The sequence below is a fragment of the Serratia sp. JKS000199 genome (assembly GCF_900215455.1).
Classification (GTDB): domain Bacteria; phylum Pseudomonadota; class Gammaproteobacteria; order Enterobacterales; family Enterobacteriaceae; genus Serratia; species Serratia ureilytica.
In genome coordinates, this window is the sequence record NZ_LT907843.1 from 3450241 (window position 1) to 3471748 (window position 21508).

Here is a 21508-nt window from a genome sequence, read left to right on the forward strand (position 1 = left end):
CAGCTCAACTGCCACCATCAGAAATAATAAGGACGTCATACTTCCCGATTCACTTTAGTTTGCGTTAATACTTCCATTTCACACATGCGCTAAAATTGGCAAACAAACCGACAAAACAAAGAAAAATCCTAATAAAATCGCGAGGCGCCATGGGTTTCAAAGCGTTATACGGCTCGTAAAAAAACGAAATAAATCCGCCGGCGCGAACGTATCTTAACCAAACCGATAAGTATTAATCTTTATGTGAATCGATAAGAGGAAAGGTCAGGGCAGGAGGAAATAAAAGTCACGATGGGGAATAACCCAGGTCTGACCGCCGCACACGGCCGCCTGGGGGGGGAGAATTATTGACTGGTCATAACGTGACACAGCTCGCCAAGGGTCAGATCAGGCCGTTCGATAAACATTTCCGCATTGAGCGTAATGCCGAACTCACGCCTAACCAGCAGCATCAACTCCATATAATCTAGGCTGTCCAACCCCAACTGTTGCAGCGGCATATCGGCCGATAGCAGCGTTCTGTCCAATCCTTTGGCTTCATACAACAGGCCGCAAATCGCCTCATACAATCGATGATACTTTTCCATATGCCCTACCATTATCCATTGTGATTGCCGAATACCAGCGCTGCATTGGCGCCGCCGAAACCGAAGTTGAGACTCATGACATTGCGCAAACGACCGCGACGATGCCCCTCGCGGATATAATCGAGATCGCATTCGGGATCGCTCTCGTGCAAATGGCAGGTTGCCGGCATCATTTGCTGCTGCAACGCCTGTAGGCAGACGATCGCCTCAAAGCTGCCGGATGCGGCGAGCAAGTGCCCGGTATAGGATTTCGTGCTGGAAATGGGTGTGCGGTAAGCATCGCGCCCCAAAGCCGCCTTGATCGCAGCGGTTTCGTTCACATCGCTTTGCGCCGTCGACGTGCCATGCGCATTGATATAGTCGATTTCATGATTGCCTAGCCCCGCCTGTTCCAGAGCCCATCGAATGGTTTTCACCTTGGCCTGCGGATCCTCCGCCGGTGCGGTGAGGTCAAAAGCGTCTGAAAAGTTGCCGTATCCCTTGACCTCCCCCAGTATTGTCGCGCCGCGCGCTAAAGCCGCCTCTCGCTCCTCAAGACACAACACGGCGGCCCCTTCCGCCAACACGAAGCCACTGCGCTCCCGGCTGAACGGGCAACTGGCCTTGGTGATATCCTTTTGCTCCCGACTCAGCAAACGCAACGCGTCGATGTTCCATATCGCGCCATTGCCGCTCAGTGATTCCGACGCGCCGGCCAACATCATTGAAGCGCGGCCGCTGCGGATCACCTCAAACGCATCGCCAATCGCGATGCCGCCGGTCGCACAGGCCGCCGCCGGCGAACTTTGATAACCCCGTAACTGCCAATGTTGGCCGCATATGGCGGTCGCAATATTGGGCATTGCGTGAAAACAGCCAAACAGCTGCCCCATGCCGGATTGCAGATAGTCCGCATTGTTTTGCATGATCTCATCCTGGCCGCCCCAGCCGCTGCCGATAATCACCCCGCAGTCCAACGACGAATAAAAATGCCCTGGCCTCACGTGGCCAGATGAAAACGCCATGTCGATCGCCTCCGAGGCGGCGGCCAGCGCCAGCCTGGCGAATCTGGGCAGCCGGCGGCTTACCCGCGCGGCAACGTCTTCCAACGCCGGTTCGGCCTCCAGCAAAGCAAAAAAGCGCGCGTGGATCCCCGCCGCCGATTTATCGTGATAGCGATAGGCCAAACGGTTGGCCATGATCGCCTGCCAGTTTTGCTGCGCGTTGCCACCCAGCGCGGTGACGGCGCCGTAACCGGTGACCACCACGCGTCTTGTATTCCGTTCTTTGTCCATGCTTACTCCCCTTGCCCGGATGCGAAAGCCTCGTTGCCGCCCAGCGCCAGCCAGAGCTGCATCGTGGCGTTCAGGTAGCGATATTGCAGTGCCGACAGTGAATTCTCGCTGGCTAACACCGCCTCTTGCGCGTCCAACAACGTTTGCAGCGCGACGGAACCGGCCTGATATTGATGGCGGGCCAATGCCACGGCTTGTCGCCCCATCGCCAGATGCCGCTGCTGATTGCCGATTTGCCGCTGCGCTTCCAGACGTTCCCGCATGGCGCTGTCTACCTCAGACAGCGCGCGGTAAACCGTATCGCGAAATTGAATCTCCGCGCGCTGCGCCTGCAACGCCGCTTTGTCGCTGGACAAGCGCATCTTGCGCCACTCGATGAACGGCAGCGTCAACGTCGCGCCCAGCGAGCGCGAAGGTTCACTGAACCATTGGCGGAAAAGCCCGCTGCCGGCATCCAGTGCGGCATCCAGACTCAGCGTCGGATAAAAACGCAATGTAGCGGCCTCCGCACCGGCCAGCGCCGCCCGCAGGCGCCGCTCCGCCGCCTGCACATCCGGCCGTCGCGCCATCACCGCCGCCGGCAGACGTGGCGCAATGGGCACCTCGTTGATCGGTAGCGCTCGCCTTTCGCTGTATCGCAGCAAGGGTGAACGGCCGAACAACAGCGCCAGCGAGTTGCGAGCGTCTTCCCGCTGCCGTGCCAGTTCATCCCGTTGATTCTCACGCGCCAATAGGTTTTGCTCCGCCTGCAACAACTCGAATCGGCCGACGTCGCCGGCGGTGTGACGTGCCGCCACCAGCCGTACAGTCTCACGCGCGAACGCCACCGCCTGTTGCTGATGGGTGACTTGCTGATTCAAATCGGCGATCTGCCAATACCCGCGAGCGGTAGCGCCGATCAAAGTCAACGCGGTATTGCGCCGATCCAACTCCGAAGCGACGGCCAGCCACTGAGCCTGCTCGCGAATGCGCGCCAGCTTGCCCCATAAATCCAGTTCATAACTCAGTGACAGCCCTGCGCGGTAACTTTCTTGCGGCCGCGCCGCGCCGCGCAATGCCTTGGTATTGCGGCCACTCAGGCTGGCGGCCAGGTCGGGGGTCGCATTGCCGGCTACCAACCCGGCCTCCAACATCGCCTCACGCCACTGCAATCCAGCCAGCGCCAGATCCTGATTCGCGATGAGCACGCCATCGATCAGCGAGGAAAGCTGCGGATCATTGAAGTTTTCCCACCAGGCGACGCCTGCCCGCAATGAACCGGAACGTTCATCGACCACGCGCCACTGCTGCGGCAACGACGGTGGCGCCGTGGCGTCGATCGGCCGCCCTCCGCAAGCGCTCAAAGACAGCATGACCAGTCCATAAATCAAAAGTCGGTTCATTCTCGCGCCAACGCCTCCACCGGCTGCAGGCGCGCGGCGGCACGGGCTGGAAAGAAGCCGAACCCGACGCCGATCAACGCCGAGAACCCGCAGGCCAGCAGCAATGGCGGCCAGGTAAAGATCATCGTCACCTGCGGCGCCAAGCTGCTCAGAATCCCTTTAACCAGCGCGGCGCAGGCGATCCCCAACACGCCCCCCAGGCTGCAGATCACCACCGCCTCAATCAAAAATTGCCGCATAATGTCTTTCTCAGCGGCGCCCACCGCCAATCGAATACCGATCTCATGGGTTCGTTCCGTCACCGAAACCAACATGATGTTCATCACCCCCACCCCGCCGACCAGCAGCGAGATGGCGGCAATCGCGGTAATCAGCAATCGCATGGAGTCGGAGGCACGCTGAATGGATTGCGTCAGCTGATCGTCGGTCAGCGTGAAAAAATCCCGCCGGCCATGTTCTACGGTCAAACGCCGGGTCACATCCCGCCTTGCCGCTTCCAACGTCAATTTTTCATTCACTCGCATCACAATCGATTCCAGCGGCATATCGCCGGCGATGCGGCCAGTCAGGGAGGTATGGGGCAGCCAGGCAAGCGGTTGAGAACCGGCGTATTGGGCGCCGCGGCGCTGCGCGACGCCGATCACCCGATAAGGCACCCCCGCGATCAGCAAAACCGCGCCCACCGGATCTTGCCGGGAAGAAAACAGGGCCTGTTGCAGCAAGGGATCGATCACCGCCACCGGTGCGCGGTCACTCAGATCCTGCGCAGTAAACAGGCCACCGGAAAGCAGCCGAATGCCCTGCGTGCGGAAATACCCTTCGCCGACGCCCATCACGGCGAGCGGCACCTGCTTGCCTTCGCGCACGGCCGACAGTTGAGTGCTGATGACCGGCGAAACGCTGTCGACATAAGGCAAGGCCGCCAGCAGCGCTGCATCCCGCGCACTCAGCGAACGCGCAAAATCGGGACGCGTTTTTTCCCATCCCAATCCGGGACGAATGTCCAACGTGCTGGAGCCGAGCTGGCTGATTTCCCTGAGGATGCTTTGGCGTGTGCCTTCACCGATGGCGATGGCGGAAACGACCGCCGCAATGCCGATGATGATGCCGAGCATCGATAATAATGCCCGGACCCGATGCCCTAATAATGCCCGCCAAGCCATGCCGAGCGCCTCTCGCAGCGCCGCCCAAGGGCTCATGCGTTTCAGCGGCGCAGCCAACGCCAGCGGCCTCTCGAACGCAAAACGCTGTCGGGCGGCATCGTGGCGACGATCCGCCACGATCTCGCCGTCGCCGATCTCAATGATCCGCTGCGCCTGCTCGGCGATCCGCCGATCGTGCGTCACGATGACCACGGTGTGTCCGACAGCGTTCAGCTCATGCAAAATGGCCATCAGCGCCTGACCGCTGACGCTATCCAACGCGCCGGTAGGTTCATCGGCCAAAATGATTTCCGCGCCGTTCATAAGAGCTCGGGCAATACTGACCCGCTGCTGCTGCCCACCGGAAAGCTGCGCCGGACGATGGCCACCGCGCTGCGCCAACCCGAGGCGAGCCAACAAATGCGCGGCCCGCAGGCGGCGCTCGGCGGCCGGCATGGCGGTATACAATGCAGGGATCGCCACGTTCTCACTGGCCGTCAGATAGGGCATCAGATGATAGCGCTGGAAAATAAAGCCGATATGCCGACTGCGGAGCCGCGCCAGGCGATTGCCGTCGGCTTGCCCAATCGCCACCCCGTTGATGTACACATCCCCCTGAGAAGGCTTGTCCAGACAACCAATAATATTCATCAACGTCGATTTTCCGGAGCCGGAGGCGCCGACGATAGCGACCATTTCTCCCCGCTGAATGCTCAGGGAAACGCGTTTGAGGACCGTGATTTTCTGCTCTCCGGCTTGAAACTCGCGCGAAACGTTCTCCAAAACGATAATGGGATCCGTGCTAGCTGACATGCTCACCCTCCGTATCTGGCTGGTGTTCCAGCAGCACTTGCTCACCCACTCTCACGCCTTCCAACACTTCCGCATAGCGGCGATCGCGCTTCCCGATGCGCACGCTGCGCGCGACAACCCGCTGGCCTTCCAACACTCTGATCTGATAGCGCTCGCCATCCAGAGCCTCTCCCAATGCCGCCATCGGCAGCCGCACCACCCCCGTGGCGCGTTCGGTAATGATGAATACCTGCGCCGTCATCGCGGTGCGTAATCGACGTTCGCCGTTGGCGACGGCAAATACGCCGTTGTAATACACCGCCGCCGTTTGCTGGCTTGAATTTCTGCCCAGCGGATCGGCTTCCAGCGCTTCTGCCGGCGCTTGCTGTATCGCACCCATGACCCCCTCATATCGGCGGCGGGGATCGGCGGCGACATAAAACCACAGCGGCTGCCCCGCCCTCACCTGCAAGATGTCATTTTCCGATATGCGGGTATGCACCATCATCGTATCCACGTCTGCCATCACCAAAATGGTCGGTGCGCTTTGCGATGAGACGATGGTTTGCCCTTCCTGAGTGACGATACCCAGCACTTCGCCGTCGATAGGCGCGGTAATACGGGTAAAAGCCAGGTTGGCTCTCGCCGTTTCCTGCGCGACTTCGGCCTGAACGATCTGCGACTCGTTCACTTTCAACTGCGCCAGTTGCGCGTCGTGCTGCGCCTGCGCTTTTTCCAAATCGCTGGCCACGCCGGCACGATCTCGCGCCAACGCCCTTTGCCGCGTCAACTCCAGTTGGTACTGCTTGAGCTGCGCCTGACTCGCCAATTTCTGCGCCTGCGCGCTGCGTAATTCGGCCTGCGACTTGCGCAGTTCGTTAAGTTGCAACGTCGGATCTATCTCGGCCAACAGCTGGCCCTGAGCCACTCTGTCCCCCGGTTTGACATACAGTTTTTTCAGTTGGCCGTTGACCTGCGCGCCAACGTTCACCTGCCGGGCCGGTTTCAAAATGCCGGTAGCCAACACGCTTTTTTCGATGTCGCCGCGATCGACGCGCGCCGTCTGCGGCGGTGATACGTCAGGCGCCCGATTCAACCCTAACAGCCCGCCGGCCAGCCCCCCCAACACGATCGCCACCAGCGCCACACGCCGCCAGCGTTTCTTTCCGGGCACGTCACTCCACCTCAGCACAGTCATTCATCCTGGTGTCGACGGCGGCCAACAACCGGCCCTGCGACAAGTGCAGCACCCGATCAAACAACGGCAGCAGCCGCGGGTTATGCGTCACGGTCACCAGGGTTTTACCCTTCTCGCGGCAATGCGCTACCAGAGCCGACATCACCGCCGCAGCGGTTTTTTCATCCAGATTCGCCGTCGGTTCATCCAGCACCAACACCGGACAACGGCTGTACATGGCACGCGCCAGCAACAGACGCTGCCGTTGCCCCAGCGACAGCCCGGCATGGCTCTCTCGCACCAGAGCGTTCACGCCTCCGGGCAGCTGCGCCACCGCATCCGCCAGCCCCAAACTGCATAGCGCCTGTTCCACTTGTCTCTGCTGGCCCGGCGCCGACGGGGCGAACAGCGTGACGTTTTGCAACACCGAGGCATTGAACAGAATGTCCTCCTGGCTTTGCAGGAAGAACAGCCGCTGCGCGGCGGCGTTAGCCAGCACGCGGCCATCCAGCGTCAGTTCCCCCCGCTGCGGCGTCAACAGACAGGCGAGCACCTTCAGCAAGGTGCTCTTGCCCGCGCCGGAACCGCCGCAGATGGCGATACACTCGCCCCGTTCCAGCGTCAGCGACAGGTCGCGCAAAACCGGTTGGCCGGCGTCGTACGCGAAGCTCACCCCCCGATACGCCAACTGCACATCAAAATGGTTCACGCTTTCGTCGCCAGACCCGGTACGCAGAGATACGGAAGGAAACAGATCCCGCGCGCGCTCATCGATCACGTGCAGTTGGTTTTTCTGCAGGACGGCAAAAAAGATCTTGCTGGTGTAAGAGGTAAAAATTTCGCGCAGAAAGCTGTAGGCGAAGAATGCCCCCAGACTGAGTTCGCCCCCCTTTAGCAGCGGCAGCGCCAGCAGCATGAACACCACCATTTCCAGGCTGCCAATCAGTTGATAAATGCTGCCCTTGACCTGCTCATAGACTTTTTGCCGCTGCAGGCAGTTGAACAGCGAACGGGCATGCTCGGCAAAGCCCTCTTGCCGCTGGCCGGCGAGCCCGGCGGACTTGATGGTCGAAAACCCCTGAATGGTTTCCAGAATAAAATCATTCTGCGCCGCCCCTCTCACCTGCAGCTGCTGGGTGAAGTGGCGATCGCGATAAATGGCCCAAACGCTGATCGCCCCCATCAGCAGTACGCCGGCAATCGGCACCAGCGCCAACATCGGGCTCAAATAGCCCATCACCGCCAGCGCGATAGCAGCGATGATCCAGTCGGTGCGCAGGCCGTTATCCAGCTCGATTTTCTGGCCGGCGGCCATCTGCCAGCTGGTGAAACGACTGAAAATCTCGCCGGGCGCGCGCTTGCTGAAGAAATTCAGCGAATTTTCCAGCAGGCGGGAAAACCCGGCGGCGCCGTGCAGCAACACGAAGTTTTTGATAAAACGCTCGGTGATGATGCGCGCCATCAAGGCCAGCGCCGTGGATGCCACAAACGCCAGCAGATAGTAGGCGTAAGGGAACGCGACCTCACCGGCCATGGCGAACACCTGATTGATCGCGCTGGCGACCATCATCGGCATGATGAACAGCGTCAGCGAGATAAGAAACGTCATCGCCGCCAGGCGATAAATGCCGGCGATGCCGGCGGTATCCTTCAGGCTTAAACTGGCGAAAGCACCGCGTCGGCGGCTCCGCACGGCGGGGGCGGTGGACGGTAAATCATCGCGATCGAGCACCAATGCGTAGCCGCTGATTTCCGCCTTCAGGGCGGCGTACGGCAGCAGCTGTTGCCCCAACGCCGGATTCATTACGCACACGTAACCGCCTTGACGATATGCCAGCAGTACATAGTGGCCCGCGCCGTAATGCAGAATCGCCGGTAAAGGCAGCGCCGCCAGATCCCGGTGCTCGAACGCCACCGGATAAGCCGGCAACGCCAACTCCCCTAAAATGGCGCACAGCGTCGCCAGCGAAGTGCCGTGTTGCGAAGCGGGGTAACGCTCACGCAGTTCCGCCAATGGCGCGCGAACGCCCTGCGTTTCCGCCAGCATGGCGATGCAGGCCAGCCCGCATTCATTGATTTCGCTCTGCAAGACCGGCGTAGGGAGGGTGTTTTCCATGCGTAGTGATATCCCTGACTTATTCGTTGATAAAAAATAAAGAGTGCGAATGCCACAGCAGCCAATCATCCGCATGTCGCCGCAGGGTGCGCTCGACGATCGCCGGCACGGCGCGGCCGACCTGTTCTGTGGCAATCGGTTCTTCTATGTGAATGCGAACGCCGCGCTCGTAATAAAGCGAATAGCACACCACTCGAGCCCGCATCGCTCGAGATAACCGAACGATGCCGCTATGCAAATGCGCTGGCCGGTTGAACAAACGGCAAGCCAGTTTGGCCGAGGCGTCCCGGGTGCTGTTCAAGGTGTAATCCGGCGTGATGTCCGGGAAGAGGATGATGTTGCGCCGATGCTCCGTCGCCTCCAGCAGCGCCTGCGACAAGGTGCCGGCAATATGCCGGGGATCGTCGTGAATCGAGCAATAGTCGAGCCGCTGCCGCCATTCCCCCTCAGGCGCTCGCCGCGCTAACGTCTGTGCGTCGCCGGAAACGATCACCGTTGCCCGCCCTGGATAAACGCCCGCGCCGACCAGCGTCGCCAGCACATCGGAAACCGTGTGCATCGGCGCCAACAACACCGGCACCCCGGCGCGATGCAGCGGCTCCACCACCTGATTGAGCTGTGAGGTGCACTGCGCCAAATGCTCCATCAACGCGGCGTTGCGGGCCTGGATCGCCGCCAAATCCAGCCATTGTCGCCGCTGCATCAGCCAGGCGAAGTCCAGCCTGCCGTCGCCCAACAGGCTTTGGCGATTCGCCTCAGCGACCGCTTGCCGGTGGCGAAAACGGCGTTGCTGCAGACCCCACCTCAACCGCCTCTGCATCTTTAGCCACAGGCGATAATCCACGCGCCGCAGCAGAGCGCACGTCAGACTCCGGCTCACCCCGGTGCGGACAGCCGAGAGACGCGCCACGGCGTCCAGGCCGTTACGCCAGGCCAGAAAGCCCCGAACCGCGAGCAGGCGCATCAGGGGGCCAGCGGCTTATCGTGCTGCAACAGCGACAGCAGTTGCTGGCTGAAAGCGGAAAACTCACGGTCTTGCAACGCCAGCCATTTGCGATTGACGATAAAGCTGGGGGTCGCGTTGACCTGGTAATAGCGGCTTACCGCCGTCATATACGCCAACAGTTCCTTGACCCGCTCTGAATCTCTGGTCCGCTGATAGGCGGCCTCGTCGATGCCGTTGGCCACCAACCAGGCGCTGAGCTGCTTTTCATCCGCCAGATTGAGGTTTTCTTTGATAATGGCGCGGTAAGCGGCGGGACGATGCTGCGCCTCGATCCCCATGACCGTCAGGGTGGCGAAGAGGGGCGCAAAGGCCGCCATGCCGGCGTGATCGTCGTCGCTGAGATGCAGGCGCACCAATTTGGCTCCCGCCGGTAAGCGTTTTTCCAGCTCGGCCACGCCGCTTTCGTTAACTTCACAATAGTGGCAGGCGTAAGAGAAGACTTCGACAATGGCGTTATCATCTTGCAATGGGCTTTGCTCTATTTTTTCCGGAGAGATAAAACTCAGGCTTTCCGCCGCCGGCGAGGCCATAACGTAATGCTGGAAATAAAGCGCAGTCAAAAAAGAAGAGGCGAAAATAATGACGAGCGTGTAACTAAAAAACAGCAAAGGACGTTTATACATAGCAGACGCATCCTGCGAATAAATAAATACTCACTTGAGCATGAGCGTTATAAATCAGAAAGGGAGATTGACGGTTCAGCGATAAAAAAGGAATTCATCTCCGTTATCAGGCGGTGCGCGCAAGCGCCCCGCCTGTCCATCACTAACCTAACTGCAAGCGTTCAGCTCGCATCAGCTCGGGATTGTCGGCGTGGAAGGGCAGCTCGCCACCGGCGCCGGACGATAGTTTTTGGTCACGCCGCCAAACTTATCGGAACAGGTGGTCACCAGTTGGCAAGTGCGGTTATTGCCACCGCCCACCCAGGCAAATTCCTTGGTACACACAAAAGTACCGCCGACGATGTTTGCCGCTTCAGACAGATTGATTTTCTTCATTACAATATCCTTATATATATTAAAATATAAACACACTACCCATCACTCTGCCTGCAAGACAGAGTAATTCTTCAATACATTGAAAAACATTTAATTGATAACAATGAGAGCGCTGCGGGAAAAAGAATAGCCCTCTCACACAAGCAGATCAATACAATTATTTACACTGCACCGCAGGCTTAGTGGAATAAGTAACGTTTGATATAAGGATTATTCTAATTTAATTACTTATAAAAACATGGAAGTTAATTTCACCCCCGGAATAGCCACGATTTATTTGAAGGATAATTCTCAGTTTAAGAGGTAATTAACCAAGAAAATTTCAGATCCGACCAGTTAACCGGCGCTGGAAACAGGCTGAAAAGATTGCTTCCTGCCGCGCCGGACTTACACTGAGCAACAGGACTCTCACTCTTAGGATGCCCATGCTCGCGACTCACGAATACGCCAACGACCTGATTCTGTTTGCCCTGATTGTCGACTGCGGCTCGTTCAGCAAGGCGGCGGAGAGCGCCGGCATTACCAGTTCGGTGGTCAGCAAACGCATCGGGCGGTTGGAAAAATCGCTCGGCGCCCGGCTGATGTACCGCACCACCCGCAGCCTGACGCTGACCGAAAGCGGCCAGGCGCTCTACCAGCAGGCCAAGGAGATCGGCGCCAAAGTGCAGGAAGCGCTGTACGCCGTCAGCGAAAAGAGCGAAGAGCTGACCGGCACCATTCGTATGTCGGTGCCGACCATTTCGGGTGAGCTGCTGCTGAGTGAAAGCGTGGCGGAGTTTTGCGCCCAGCACCCCAGCCTGAAGGTCGAGATGCGGCTGGAAAACCGCTTCGTCGATCTGGTGGAAGAAGGCATCGATCTGGCGATCCGTACCGGCACCATGCCGGACTCCAGCCTGATTGCGCGGCCGATCTTCGATTCCCGCTGGGTGATCGTCTGCTCGCCGGGCTATCTGGAGAACCACCCCGAGCCGCGCAATCCCGACGATCTGCTTAGCCACAACTGCCTGACCTATACCTATCAAGAGAGCGGCACCGCCAACTGGCTGATGAAGCGGCCAGGGCGCAACGAAATCTACGAGCTGCAGGTTGACGGCAACCTGTCGGCCAACAATGCGCGGGCGATCCGCAAAGCGGTGATCGGCGGCCACGGCATCGCCATGGTGCCGCGCTGCATGGTGTACGAAGATTTGCAGGACGGCAAACTGACGGAGATCCTGGCCGGCCACTGCGGCAAGGTATTGGGCATTTACGCCGTCTACCCTTATACCCGCAATCTGCCGTTAAAAACTCGCCTGCTGATCGAACATATCATCGGTTCCTATCAAAATATCAGTCACTACTTTTAAGTTTCCACTCCTGATTATTTCCACGCGTCGTAAAGTACCGCGTGGATTACCGCATTTTTGGACATGAACTCGTGAACATTAACGCCTAATTAATGTGATCCAGCGCATTCATTACACAACATAAAAACCCATCCAATTGATTTTAAATCAATTTAATTCAGCCTCAACAGCCGACATTTTTCCCGCCGCCGGCACCATTCGCCGACGTTAAAAAATTATCGCGTGGCATCATCGCCAACGTTGTGATTAGAATGAAAATGTTGCGGTAATTAACCTTTCAGTTACATATCTCTGCCCATAAAAATAATAACCCTGAGGATCTTATGCCCCTGCTTTTCAGTATTGCGCCCATCGTCCTGCTGATATGGATGATGACCAAAAGGAATGGCGTGCCCTCTTATCTGGCCCTGCCGTTGACGGCCGCCGTGGTATATGTCCTGCAGCTCTGGTGGTTCGATGCCTCACTGCGGCTGCTGCATGCCAATATCATCACCGCGCTGGTCTCGACGCTGACGCCGATCACCATCATTGCCGGCGCCATCCTGCTCAACAAACTGATGCAGGTAAGCGGTGCGGAAAACGTGGTGCGCCGCTGGTTGGAAACCGTTAGCCCCAACCCGGTGGCCCAACTGATGATTATCGGCTGGGCGTTCGCCTTTATGATCGAGGGCGCCAGCGGCTTCGGCACCCCGGCCGCCATCGCCGCGCCGATTCTGGTCGGGCTGGGCTTCAACCCGCTGCGCGTCGCCCTGCTGACGCTGGTGATGAACTCGGTACCGGTCTCCTTCGGCGCCGTGGGCACCCCCACCTGGTTCGGCTTCGCCAACCTCGGCCTGTCGGACGCCAGCCTGCTGGAGATCGGCCGGCAAACCGCGCTGATCCACGTTGTCGCCGGCTTCGTCATTCCTCTGCTGGCGCTGCGCTTTATCGTTTCCTGGCAGGATATTCGCCGCAACCTGCCGTTTATCTTGCTCAGCGTGCTGAGCTGCACCGTCCCCTATCTGCTGCTGGCCCAGGTGAACTATGAATTCCCGGCGCTGGTCGGCGGCGCTCTCGGCCTGGCGCTGTCGGTGCTGCTGGCGCGCGGCGGCATTGGCCTCGCCCGCGCGGAAAAACCGCAGAGCGCCGCGCAGGCGGTGCCGTTCATGCAGGTGGTCAAGGCGATGACGCCGACCCTGCTGCTGATTGCTATCCTGATAGTGACGCGCATTCACCAGTTGGGCCTCAAGGCGCTGCTCAACACCACCACGCTGCTGTGGCAGGAAAACCTCGGCTGGCTCGGGGAGCTGCGCATCAGCCAAGCGCTGATCGTCGAACTGCGGCAGGTGCTGGGCACCTCCGCCGCGGCCGGCTACAAAACGCTGTATGTCCCGGCGCTGATCCCGTTCCTGCTGGTGGTGGTGTTGTGCATTCCGCTGTTCCGTCTGAATGGCGGCCAGGTGCGGCAAATGTTCAGCGAAACCGGCGGGCGCATCACGCGCCCCTTTATCGCCCTGTTCGGCGCGCTGGTCATGGTCAATCTGATGATGCTGGGCGGCGACAACGCGCCGGTGATCCTGATCGGGAAAGCGTTGGCGGCGCTGACCGGCGAGAGCTGGCTGCTGTTCTCTTCGTTCCTCGGCGCGCTGGGCTCGTTCTTCTCCGGTTCCAACACCGTTTCGAACCTGACGTTCGGCGGCATTCAGCAATCGATCGCCCAGAGCAGCGGCCTCGACGTCAATCTGACGCTGGCCTTGCAGTCCGTCGGCGGCGCCATGGGCAACATGGTATGCCTGAACAACATTATCGCGGTCTGTTCGATCCTGGGGATCGGCAACGCCGAAGGCAAAATCATCAGAAAGACCGCGCTGCCGATGCTGGCGTACGGCGGGATCGCGGCCGGTATGGCGGCGATCCTCTCGCTCTGACTGACAACCCGTTATTTGCAAGAAGACAAGAAGGTAAACACTATGATCATCTCCGCGTCAACCGACTACCGGGCCGCCGCCCAGGCCAAACTGCCGCCGTTTCTGTTTCACTACATCGACGGCGGGGCCTACGCGGAGCATACGCTGAAGCGCAATACCGCAGATCTGGCCGATATTGCCTTGCGCCAGCGCGTGCTGCGCAATATGTCCGAACTCAGCCTGGAGACCACGCTGTTCGGCGAGCAGTTGGCGATGCCGGTGGCGCTGGGGCCGGTGGGGCTGACCGGCATGTACGCCCGCCGCGGCGAAGTGCAGGCCGCGCGCGCCGCGGCCAAAAAAGGCATTCCGTTCACGCTGTCCACCGTGTCGGTCTGCCCCATCGAAGAGGTGGCCCCGGCGATCGATCGGCCGATGTGGTTCCAGCTCTACGTGTTGAAAGACCGCGGCTTTATGCGCAACGCGCTGGAGCGCGCCAAAGCCGCCGGCGTGAAAACTCTGGTGTTCACCGTCGACATGCCGGTGCCCGGCGCCCGTTACCGCGACGCCCACTCGGGGATGAGCGGCCCCAACGCCGCCCTGCGCCGCGTGCTGCAGGCGTTTACCCATCCGCAGTGGGCCTGGGATGTCGGCCTGTTCGGCAAGCCGCACGATCTGGGCAACGTCTCGGCCTACCGCGGCAAACCGACCAGCCTGGAAGACTACATCGGCTGGCTGGGCGCCAACTTCGATCCGTCGATTTCCTGGAAAGATCTGGAGTGGATCCGCGAATTCTGGGACGGCCCGATGATCATCAAAGGCATTCTGGATCCGGAAGACGCCAAAGACGCAGTGCGCTTCGGCGCCGACGGCATCATCGTCTCCAACCACGGCGGCCGCCAGCTGGACGGCGTGCTGTCGACCGCGCGCGCCATGCCGGCGATCGCCGACGCGGTGAAAGGCGACATTACCTTACTGGCCGATTCCGGTATCCGCAGCGGCCTGGACGTGGTGCGCATGATCGCGCTGGGCGCCGACAGCGTGCTGCTGGGGCGCGCCTTCGTCTATGCGCTGGCGGCGGCCGGCGAAGCCGGGGTGGCTAACTTGCTGGATCTGATCGACAAGGAAATGCGCGTCGCCATGACGCTCACCGGCGCGAAAACCATTGCGGAGATCAACGCCGGATCGCTGGTCAGAAACGCCTGACTCACAGCGGCTGCACGCCATCCGGATAAGCGTTGTAGCTCATCTTGCTGATGAAGGCCCCGGCCGGTGACACCAACACCCGGCCGGCGGCGTCCAACCCGAGGAAGGTGCCGGTGCAGCGCCCGGAGATAAAGTCGAAGAAGAACACCGAGCACACCGGGATAATCTTTTCCCGGAAGGTGAACAGGAACATCTCGTCCTCAAACTTGTAGTAAGTGGCGTAATCCATGTCGCCGTGCCCGAACTGCTCGCCGCGCAGGTTTTGCCAGGCATAACGCTCGGTGTTGACGTAGAAGTGCTCGTAGTAATGGTTGGGGCTGTAAACGTTCAGCGTGCGATAACCGATCAGCTCGCGGGTCAGATGCGGCGCGATGCCGCCCGGCGTGACGCCGGCAATCAGCCCAACGTGGAAGCTTTGCTTGAGGCGGGATCCCTTTTCCACCGTTTGTTCGGGCAACAGCGTGCTGCGCACCAGCAGCGCCCGGCCGCTGTCGCGGTTGAGCACCAGCGTCAGGCATTCGTTGCCCGGCGACTGCAGCGGAATATTGAAGAAATAGCGCGCGGCGGAGGTTTGCACCTCTTCGTAAGCGTCCTCACCGCTCTCCCCTCCCCAGGCCCACAACACCCGTTGCCGGTCGGCGCTGAAACGCAGCGTGATGTCCCCGCCGTCTTCAAAGGCGATCTGCAGCGTTTTGCCGCGCCAGTCCTGGGTACCCGGCAACCGGTTGGTATCGATGCCGCGCGCGAAATCGTCGTAATTCTTCCAGTCCGGCTCGGCATTTTGATTCAGTACGGATGATTCTGCTGACATCTTCGCTCTCCTTAATTGAATGGGATAAAACTCGTCTCAAACGTCGGCGACGCCCGCCGGCTTCACCGCTCGGCGGTTCACCACGGCAGGGGCGGTTTCATCGAGAAAACAACTCAGTACCCCGGCGCACACGGCACCGGCGGCCGCCAGCCACATTACGCTGACCAGGCCGTAGCGATCGGCGATCAGCCCGGCGATAAACGGCGCCAGGCAGCCGCCAATCACCTCGCCGATCCCCATCACCAGCCCCAACGCGGTGGCGATGCGCGCCGGCGACACCGTTTCCGACGGGATGGTGGCCATAAACAGCGTGAAACAGCCAAGGCCGGTATAAGACAGGAACACCAGCACGCCCAGCAGCCACGGATTGGCGACGTAGCTCAGGAACAGCGGGCAGCACACCGCCAGCAGCGAAAAGAAAATCAGCGTCGGTTTGCGCCCAAGGCGATCGGAGATCGCCGGTACCGCCACGCCCCAGAAGACCCAGGCGGCGCCGATGGCGCTCATGATGCCGCCCATCGTGCCTTCACCGAAGCCACGGTCGGTCACCAAAAAGTTAGGGGTGAAGGTAATGATGATCATGAACCAGGTGACGAACACGCAGGAGATCAGAATGCACAGCGCCACGTTCTTGATTTTGAACAGCTCGCCGTAAGCGGCCTTGCCCGCCGGCTTACCCGCCGCCGGCGCGGCGCTGAAAGCGGGATCCTTTTTGCCGTTCACATAGCGATAGATCAGCCACGCCAGAATGATGCCCGGCACGGCGGTCAGGTGAAACGCCATGCTCCATCCCCACTTCTGCGCCAGATAGATGATCAGCGGCGGCGCGATGATGCCACCCAACAGCCCCGGCGCCGCGCCCTGGATCAATCCCATGTTGAAACCGCGGCGCTGCGGCTGCGATCTTTCCACCATCAACGATTGCGCGATCGGCAATACCGGCCCCTCAGCAATCCCCATCAGCGCCCGGAAGATCAATAACATGGCAAACCCGCTGACCAGCCCCGACAGCGCGGAGAACAGCGAAAACACTAAGATGGACAGGATCAGCATCGGCTTACGGATATTAAAGCGATCGGCTATCGCCCCCAACCCGGCGCCGGACAGCGCCCAGGTTAGCGCCAACACCGCCGACAGCGTGCCGAGATGCACGTTGCTGAGCTTGAGGTCGGCGGCAATCATCGGAAACAGAAACGAGATGGTCAGACGATCGACGAACACGCAGCCGAACACGAAAAACAAAATAATCAGCAACCGGTTCTCTTCACTTAATGCTCTGCGTGCCGCTGGCGATGTATTCATAGCGTCATTTGTCCATAAGTTAACTTATGAATGGCGACCCGCCATGGCATAAGTGTGTTAAGCGCTCGGCCAAGAGAGAAATTGGCCCTCCGTCACGACAACAACTCATTAACATGTTAATGACATAAAATTATCGCAAGCCGGCGGTCTGTCAACCGGCGCTCTTCGAGAGACAAATGAAATTCTGAACGGGTACTATTTCAATATCGCATTATCACCTTCAGGTTATTTATCCTTCTGTTCTTGATACATATAAAATAATGTCCGGTACTTTCTTGCGATTAAAAAAAGCCTGTTTGCACGTTATTTGCGAATAATCCCATCGATGACGCTTCAGGCTTATTAATTTTTTATCGGCATTGAATGATCCCCGCACGCGCTTCAGAGCCATTTTTATCTATTGAATCATCTCGTTTTATTTTAAGGCCGCAGAAAAAACTAACTCTTACGAGGGAAAGGCCAACGGCGGGGTTATATAACCCCGTCTGGACAATAACAAAAGCGCAGAGCGTGACGTAAATCACGACAAATATGCCGTATCCTGCAAAGCAATTATGCTCGCAACAGCAATTATCTATTGCGATTAGGGCTGTTTATCTCAATTAAGCGCCATGCAACACTTCGTGCCATCGTTCGACACCGCGCCGCAAGGCCTGAGACGGAGTGACACATGAGCATCGAAAAATTAACCCGGGAGCCGCTTTCCATCGGCATCGAGTTGCCGCTGGACAACGATTGGTCCACCAGCGGGCAGCTGAAACGCCAGCAGGACGGGCGGCCGTTCGGCGTGCCGGACATGAGCGAACACGCTGCGCGCATCAAGCTGGCCGATGAGCTCGGCTTTCGCGCCGCCTGGGTTCGCGACGTGCCGCTGTATGATCCGGACTTCGGCGACGCCGCGCAGGTGTTTGAGACCTTTACCTACCTCGGCTACCTGTCCAGCCTGACGCGCAATATTCTGCTCGGTACCGCGGCCGTGGTGCTGCCGCTGCGGCAGCCGTGGCTGGTGCGCAAAGCGGCTTCCACGCTGCAAACGCTGAGCGGCGATCGTCTGTTGCTCGGCGTCGCCAGCGGCGATCGCCCCGTGGAGTACCCGCTGTTCGGCGCCGATTACGCCGCGCGCGGTGAAAGCTTCCGCGCCAGCGTCGGCATTCTCAAAGGGGAAGCCGACAGCGCGCTGCAACCGGGACTGCGCCTGCTGCCGGCCACGCCGCCGCCGCCGCTGCTGGTCGCCGGGCTGGCGCAACAAACGCCCGAGTGGGTGGGGAAAAATATGGATGGCTGGCTGTCGTATCCCGGCACGCCTGCGGACCACGTTTCGCGGGTCAAACTCTGGCGCAACGTAGCCGGTGACAAGCCCTACGTCAGCTTTATTCATCTCGACCTCACCGATAACGCCGACGCGCCGATTCAGCGCCATCGCTTCGGCATCAAGAGCGGCCGCAATGGGTTGATTCAGGAACTGAGCGCCATGCGTGACGCCGGGGTCAACCATATCGGCCTGCATTTTCGCCGCAACCAGCGGCCGCTGGAAGAGACGATGCAGGAGATCGGCCAATGGGTGTTACCGGAATTCCATCGCGCCTGACGCCCGCTTTAGCCCGCTATTCCGACCTGAGCGGGTCTTTGCCCCGTTACCGGGGCTTTTTTATTTCCGCCGCTGCTGGTTCATAACAACTCGGTCTAATCCCTGCCGTCAAACGGCGGCATGATGACAAGGAAACGAGCCACCATGAGGAATGAGCAATGACGGCAAAACTGACAGAAGCAGGCTTTTGGCGCAAAACCGCCGACTCTTCATCGCTGCGCGAGCCGCGCGTGCTGATCCGGGTCTACGTCAACGAAGGCGAGATTGACCGCGCCATCGCGTTTTACGAGCAGCTGCACGGCGTGGAAGCGGATATGCGTTTCGACTTCCCCGAGCATCGGCTGGTGCTGGCGGCGGTGGGGCCATTTCTGATCCTGGAAGGCTCGGAAGAAAACCTGCGTCCTTTTCGCAGCACCGTCGGCACGTTGCTGGTCGATGACATTTATCCCTACCACCAGCGGCTACAGGCCGCCGGCGCCGATATCTTCTTTGGCCCGGTGGAAGTGCCCACCGGCGCCTGTTTCAATGCGCGCCTGCCGGATGGCACGATTATCGAATACGTGCATCATCGGCCGCGCGCGGACGAATAAGCCGCCTCAGGGGAGCGCCGGCTTCATGGCGTAGCCGCGCAGATCCTTGCGCAGGCTGAGCATGTACAGCACGATCACCGCCGAGAAAGGCAAGCCGCACAGCACCACGGCAGTCTGCATCGCGCTGAAACTGCCGGCGTACAGCAGCCCGGCGCACACCAGCGTGGTGACCGCCGCCCAGAACACCCGCAGCCAGGCCGGCGCGTCATCGTGGGCGGAACCGCCCTGGCAGGACAGATTCGCTATCATCAGCGTGCCGGAATCGACCGGCGTCAGGAACAGCACGAAGCTTATCACCACCACAAAACCGGCGGTCAGCTGGGTATAGGGCAGGTATTCGAACAGCTTGAACACCGCCATCGGCGGATCGCTGTGCGCCACCTGCCCCAGAATCGCTTGCCCGCCCTCCAGCACCAGACTGATGGCGGTATTGCCGAAGATCGACAGCCACGCCAGCGTGAACCCCAGCGGGATCAGCAACACGCCGAAGATCAGTTCGCGGATGGTACGGCCTTTGGAAATACGCGCGATAAACAGCCCGACAAACGGCGCCCACGCCACCCACCAGGCCCAATAGAACAGTGTCCAGGCTCCCTGCCACTGGCGCGCCTTGCCGTACAGATACATATCGAAGCTGCGACTGACGAGCGAGGTCAGATAATCCCCAATGTTCTGCAACATGCCGTTGAGCAGGTTCAGCGTCGGGCCGGCCAGAAACACGAACAGCAACAGCAGGCACAGGAAGCCGACGTTGATGTTCGACAGCATGGCAATGCCCTTCTCGACGCCGGTGACCGCCGCCAGCGTGGCCACCACCATCATCACCACGATCAGCGCCAGCAGCACGCCGGTGCTTTGCGGAATGTCGAACAGGTAGAACAGCCCCGAGTTCACCAACAGCGCGCCGATCCCCAGGTTGGTCACCATCGAGATAACCGTCACCAGAATGCCGAAGCTGTCCACCAGATGGCCGACGCCGCCGTGGATGCGCTCGCCGAAGATCGGGTACAGCGCCGAACGCAGCGCCAGCGGCAAACCGCGACAATAGGCGAAATAGGCGAGCGCGGTGGCGATCAACGCATACAGCGCCCAACCGTGCAGCCCCCAGTGTAAAAAGGTCAGCGCCATCGCCTGCCGCGCCGCCTGTACGCTGCCGCCGTCGCCTTCCGGTGGCGACAGGAAGTGATCCAACGGCTCATAGGCGCCGTAATATACCAGCGCAATGCCGATGCCCGACGAGAACAGCATCGCCACCCAGGAGGGATAGCTGAACTGCGGCGGCTCGTCATCCTGGCTGAGGCGAATATGGCCAAAGCGCGACAGCGCCAGCCAGAACACGAACACCATACAGGCGACCATCAACAGCATGTAATACCAGCCGAACACGTCGGCCACCCAACTTTGCGCGACATTCAGCCACTGTTTGCTGGCGGCGGGAAACAGCACAATCAGCGCCCCCAGCAGCAAGATCACCGCGGCTGAGCCGAAAAATACCGGGACATTCAATCTGACAGGTTCTTCGTCAAGCGATGGAGGAGTTTTTATTGTCATTGGCAGGCTTCCATGATGCGAAAGACAGACGATTTAAATGCAACTTTTGATTAACATTTTATCGTCATTTATTTGACATTTTCGCAGCATATAGAGTATTGATTGACCGTTCAATCAATCAAATTCAAAGTGTGATTTGCCTATCAGTTGGGGAAAATATGTACCGCAGAGACATTCCTGAGCAGCGCAAGGAGCAGTTGATTAACGCCGCCTTCGAAACCATCAGCGTGGTGGGGTTGGCCGGCGTCACCCTGTCGCAGGTGGCGAAAGAAGCCGGGCTGTCGACCGGCATCGTCAGCCACTATTTTGGCGATAAGGAGGGATTGTTGAGCGCGACCATGCGCAAGATCCTGCGCGATCTGCGCGACGCGGTGGCCGAGTGCCGCGCTCAGGCGGCGAGCGACAGCCAGTCGCAGCTGTGCGCCATCATTCAGGGCAACTTCCACCCCAGTCAAACCAACGCCATTTCCATGCGCGCCTGGCTCGACTTCTGGGCCGCCAGCATGCACCAGCCGGTGCTGCGCCGCCTGCAGCGCGCCAACGATCGGCGGCTCTATTCCAATATATGCAGCCAGTTCCGCCGCGAGCTGCCGCTGCAGCAGGCGCGCGACGCGGCGCGCGGGCTAGCGGCGATGATCGATGGGCTCTGGCTGCGCGGCAGCCTGGCCGGGGATGACACCGATCTGCAGCAGGATTACCGCATCGCCTGCGAGTACGTGATACAACGGCTCAAGGCCGCGCCATCGATGGTGTGAAC

General features: G+C 59.6%; 18 protein-coding genes. 6 read left to right on the top strand and 12 right to left on the bottom strand.

Annotated elements, in window-relative coordinates:
• Window positions 1-344 precede the first annotated feature (344 nt).
• From CPH57_RS16475 to CPH57_RS16515, 9 genes are all read right to left on the bottom strand, one after another.
• Window positions 345-587, bottom strand: a complete 243-nt coding sequence (locus CPH57_RS16475) for an acyl carrier protein (RefSeq protein ID WP_033644937.1) — start codon at window positions 585-587, stop codon at window positions 345-347.
• An 11-nt stretch (window positions 588-598) separates the two neighbouring features.
• Window positions 599-1861: a beta-ketoacyl-[acyl-carrier-protein] synthase family protein gene (locus tag CPH57_RS16480; protein ID WP_103101280.1), complete on the bottom strand. Its 1263-nt coding sequence runs from the start codon at window positions 1859-1861 to the stop codon at window positions 599-601.
• A 2-nt stretch (window positions 1862-1863) separates the two neighbouring features.
• Window positions 1864-3213 carry an efflux transporter outer membrane subunit gene (locus CPH57_RS16485; RefSeq protein WP_145957737.1) on the bottom strand — a complete coding sequence of 450 codons (1350 nt, stop codon included), beginning with the start codon at window positions 3211-3213 and terminating at the stop codon, window positions 1864-1866.
• Between the two features lie 26 nt (window positions 3214-3239).
• Window positions 3240-5198, bottom strand: coding sequence for an ABC transporter permease (locus CPH57_RS16490; RefSeq protein ID WP_096242567.1), 1959 nt, complete (start codon window positions 5196-5198; stop codon window positions 3240-3242).
• Window positions 5188-6282 (bottom strand): efflux RND transporter periplasmic adaptor subunit, encoded by a 1095-nt coding sequence (locus CPH57_RS16495; RefSeq protein ID WP_227711503.1) that lies wholly within the window; start codon window positions 6280-6282, stop codon window positions 5188-5190. The genes CPH57_RS16490 and CPH57_RS16495 overlap by 11 nt, the downstream gene beginning before the upstream one ends.
• A 70-nt stretch (window positions 6283-6352) precedes the next feature.
• Complete coding sequence (locus tag CPH57_RS16500) at window positions 6353-8470, bottom strand: peptidase domain-containing ABC transporter (protein WP_096242568.1); 2118 nt, start codon at window positions 8468-8470, stop codon at window positions 6353-6355.
• Between the two features lie 19 nt (window positions 8471-8489).
• On the bottom strand, window positions 8490-9434 hold the full coding sequence (locus tag CPH57_RS16505; RefSeq protein ID WP_089195122.1) for an ABC transporter: 945 nt from the start codon (window positions 9432-9434) through the stop codon (window positions 8490-8492).
• On the bottom strand, window positions 9434-10099 hold the full coding sequence (locus tag CPH57_RS16510; protein WP_047026629.1) for a DsbA family protein: 666 nt from the start codon (window positions 10097-10099) through the stop codon (window positions 9434-9436). Before CPH57_RS16510 ends, CPH57_RS16505 begins: the two co-directional genes overlap by 1 nt.
• 171 nt (window positions 10100-10270) lie before the next feature.
• Window positions 10271-10474 (bottom strand): DUF4762 family protein, encoded by a 204-nt coding sequence (locus tag CPH57_RS16515; protein ID WP_033652154.1) that lies wholly within the window; start codon window positions 10472-10474, stop codon window positions 10271-10273.
• Window positions 10475-10899: 425 nt separating this feature from the next.
• Here CPH57_RS16515 and CPH57_RS16520 point away from each other — a divergent pair, with 425 nt between their 5' ends.
• The 3 genes from CPH57_RS16520 to lldD all read left to right on the top strand — a co-directional run bounded on the left by CPH57_RS16520 (window position 10900) and on the right by lldD (window position 14909).
• Window positions 10900-11820, top strand: a complete 921-nt coding sequence (locus CPH57_RS16520) for a LysR family transcriptional regulator (protein ID WP_033652155.1) — start codon at window positions 10900-10902, stop codon at window positions 11818-11820.
• Between the two features lie 323 nt (window positions 11821-12143).
• Window positions 12144-13727, top strand: a complete 1584-nt coding sequence (locus tag CPH57_RS16525) for an L-lactate permease (protein WP_033652156.1) — start codon at window positions 12144-12146, stop codon at window positions 13725-13727.
• 42 nt (window positions 13728-13769) lie between these two features.
• On the top strand, window positions 13770-14909 hold the full coding sequence (gene lldD, locus CPH57_RS16530; protein WP_033632193.1) for an FMN-dependent L-lactate dehydrogenase LldD: 1140 nt from the start codon (window positions 13770-13772) through the stop codon (window positions 14907-14909).
• 1 nt (window position 14910) lies between these two features.
• On the opposite strand, the gene CPH57_RS16535 is transcribed toward lldD, so the two are convergent.
• A complete protein-coding gene (locus tag CPH57_RS16535; protein ID WP_060660288.1) occupies window positions 14911-15720 on the bottom strand; it encodes a MoaF C-terminal domain-containing protein in 810 nt (269 codons plus the stop codon).
• A gap of 36 nt (window positions 15721-15756) precedes the next feature.
• Window positions 15757-17022, bottom strand: coding sequence for an MFS transporter (locus tag CPH57_RS16540; protein WP_046687745.1), 1266 nt, complete (start codon window positions 17020-17022; stop codon window positions 15757-15759).
• A 670-nt stretch (window positions 17023-17692) separates the two neighbouring features.
• Between CPH57_RS16540 and CPH57_RS16545 the strand changes: the two genes are divergently transcribed.
• Together CPH57_RS16545 and CPH57_RS16550 are read left to right on the top strand one after the other, a co-directional pair.
• The gene (locus CPH57_RS16545; protein ID WP_033652158.1) at window positions 17693-18610 is read left to right on the top strand and encodes a TIGR03571 family LLM class oxidoreductase; all 918 of its coding nucleotides are present in this window, start codon (window positions 17693-17695) and stop codon (window positions 18608-18610) included.
• 158 nt (window positions 18611-18768) lie between these two features.
• Window positions 18769-19200 carry a VOC family protein gene (locus CPH57_RS16550; protein WP_033644796.1) on the top strand — a complete coding sequence of 144 codons (432 nt, stop codon included), beginning with the start codon at window positions 18769-18771 and terminating at the stop codon, window positions 19198-19200.
• Window positions 19201-19206: 6 nt separating this feature from the next.
• Here the strand turns inward: CPH57_RS16550 and CPH57_RS16555 are convergent, their stop codons facing one another.
• A complete protein-coding gene (locus CPH57_RS16555; RefSeq protein ID WP_096242569.1) occupies window positions 19207-20751 on the bottom strand; it encodes a BCCT family transporter in 1545 nt (514 codons plus the stop codon).
• 158 nt (window positions 20752-20909) lie between these two features.
• On the opposite strand from CPH57_RS16555, the gene betI reads away from it, so the two are divergent.
• Window positions 20910-21506, top strand: coding sequence for a transcriptional regulator BetI (gene betI / locus CPH57_RS16560; protein WP_042785301.1), 597 nt, complete (start codon window positions 20910-20912; stop codon window positions 21504-21506).
• Window positions 21507-21508 lie beyond the last annotated feature (2 nt).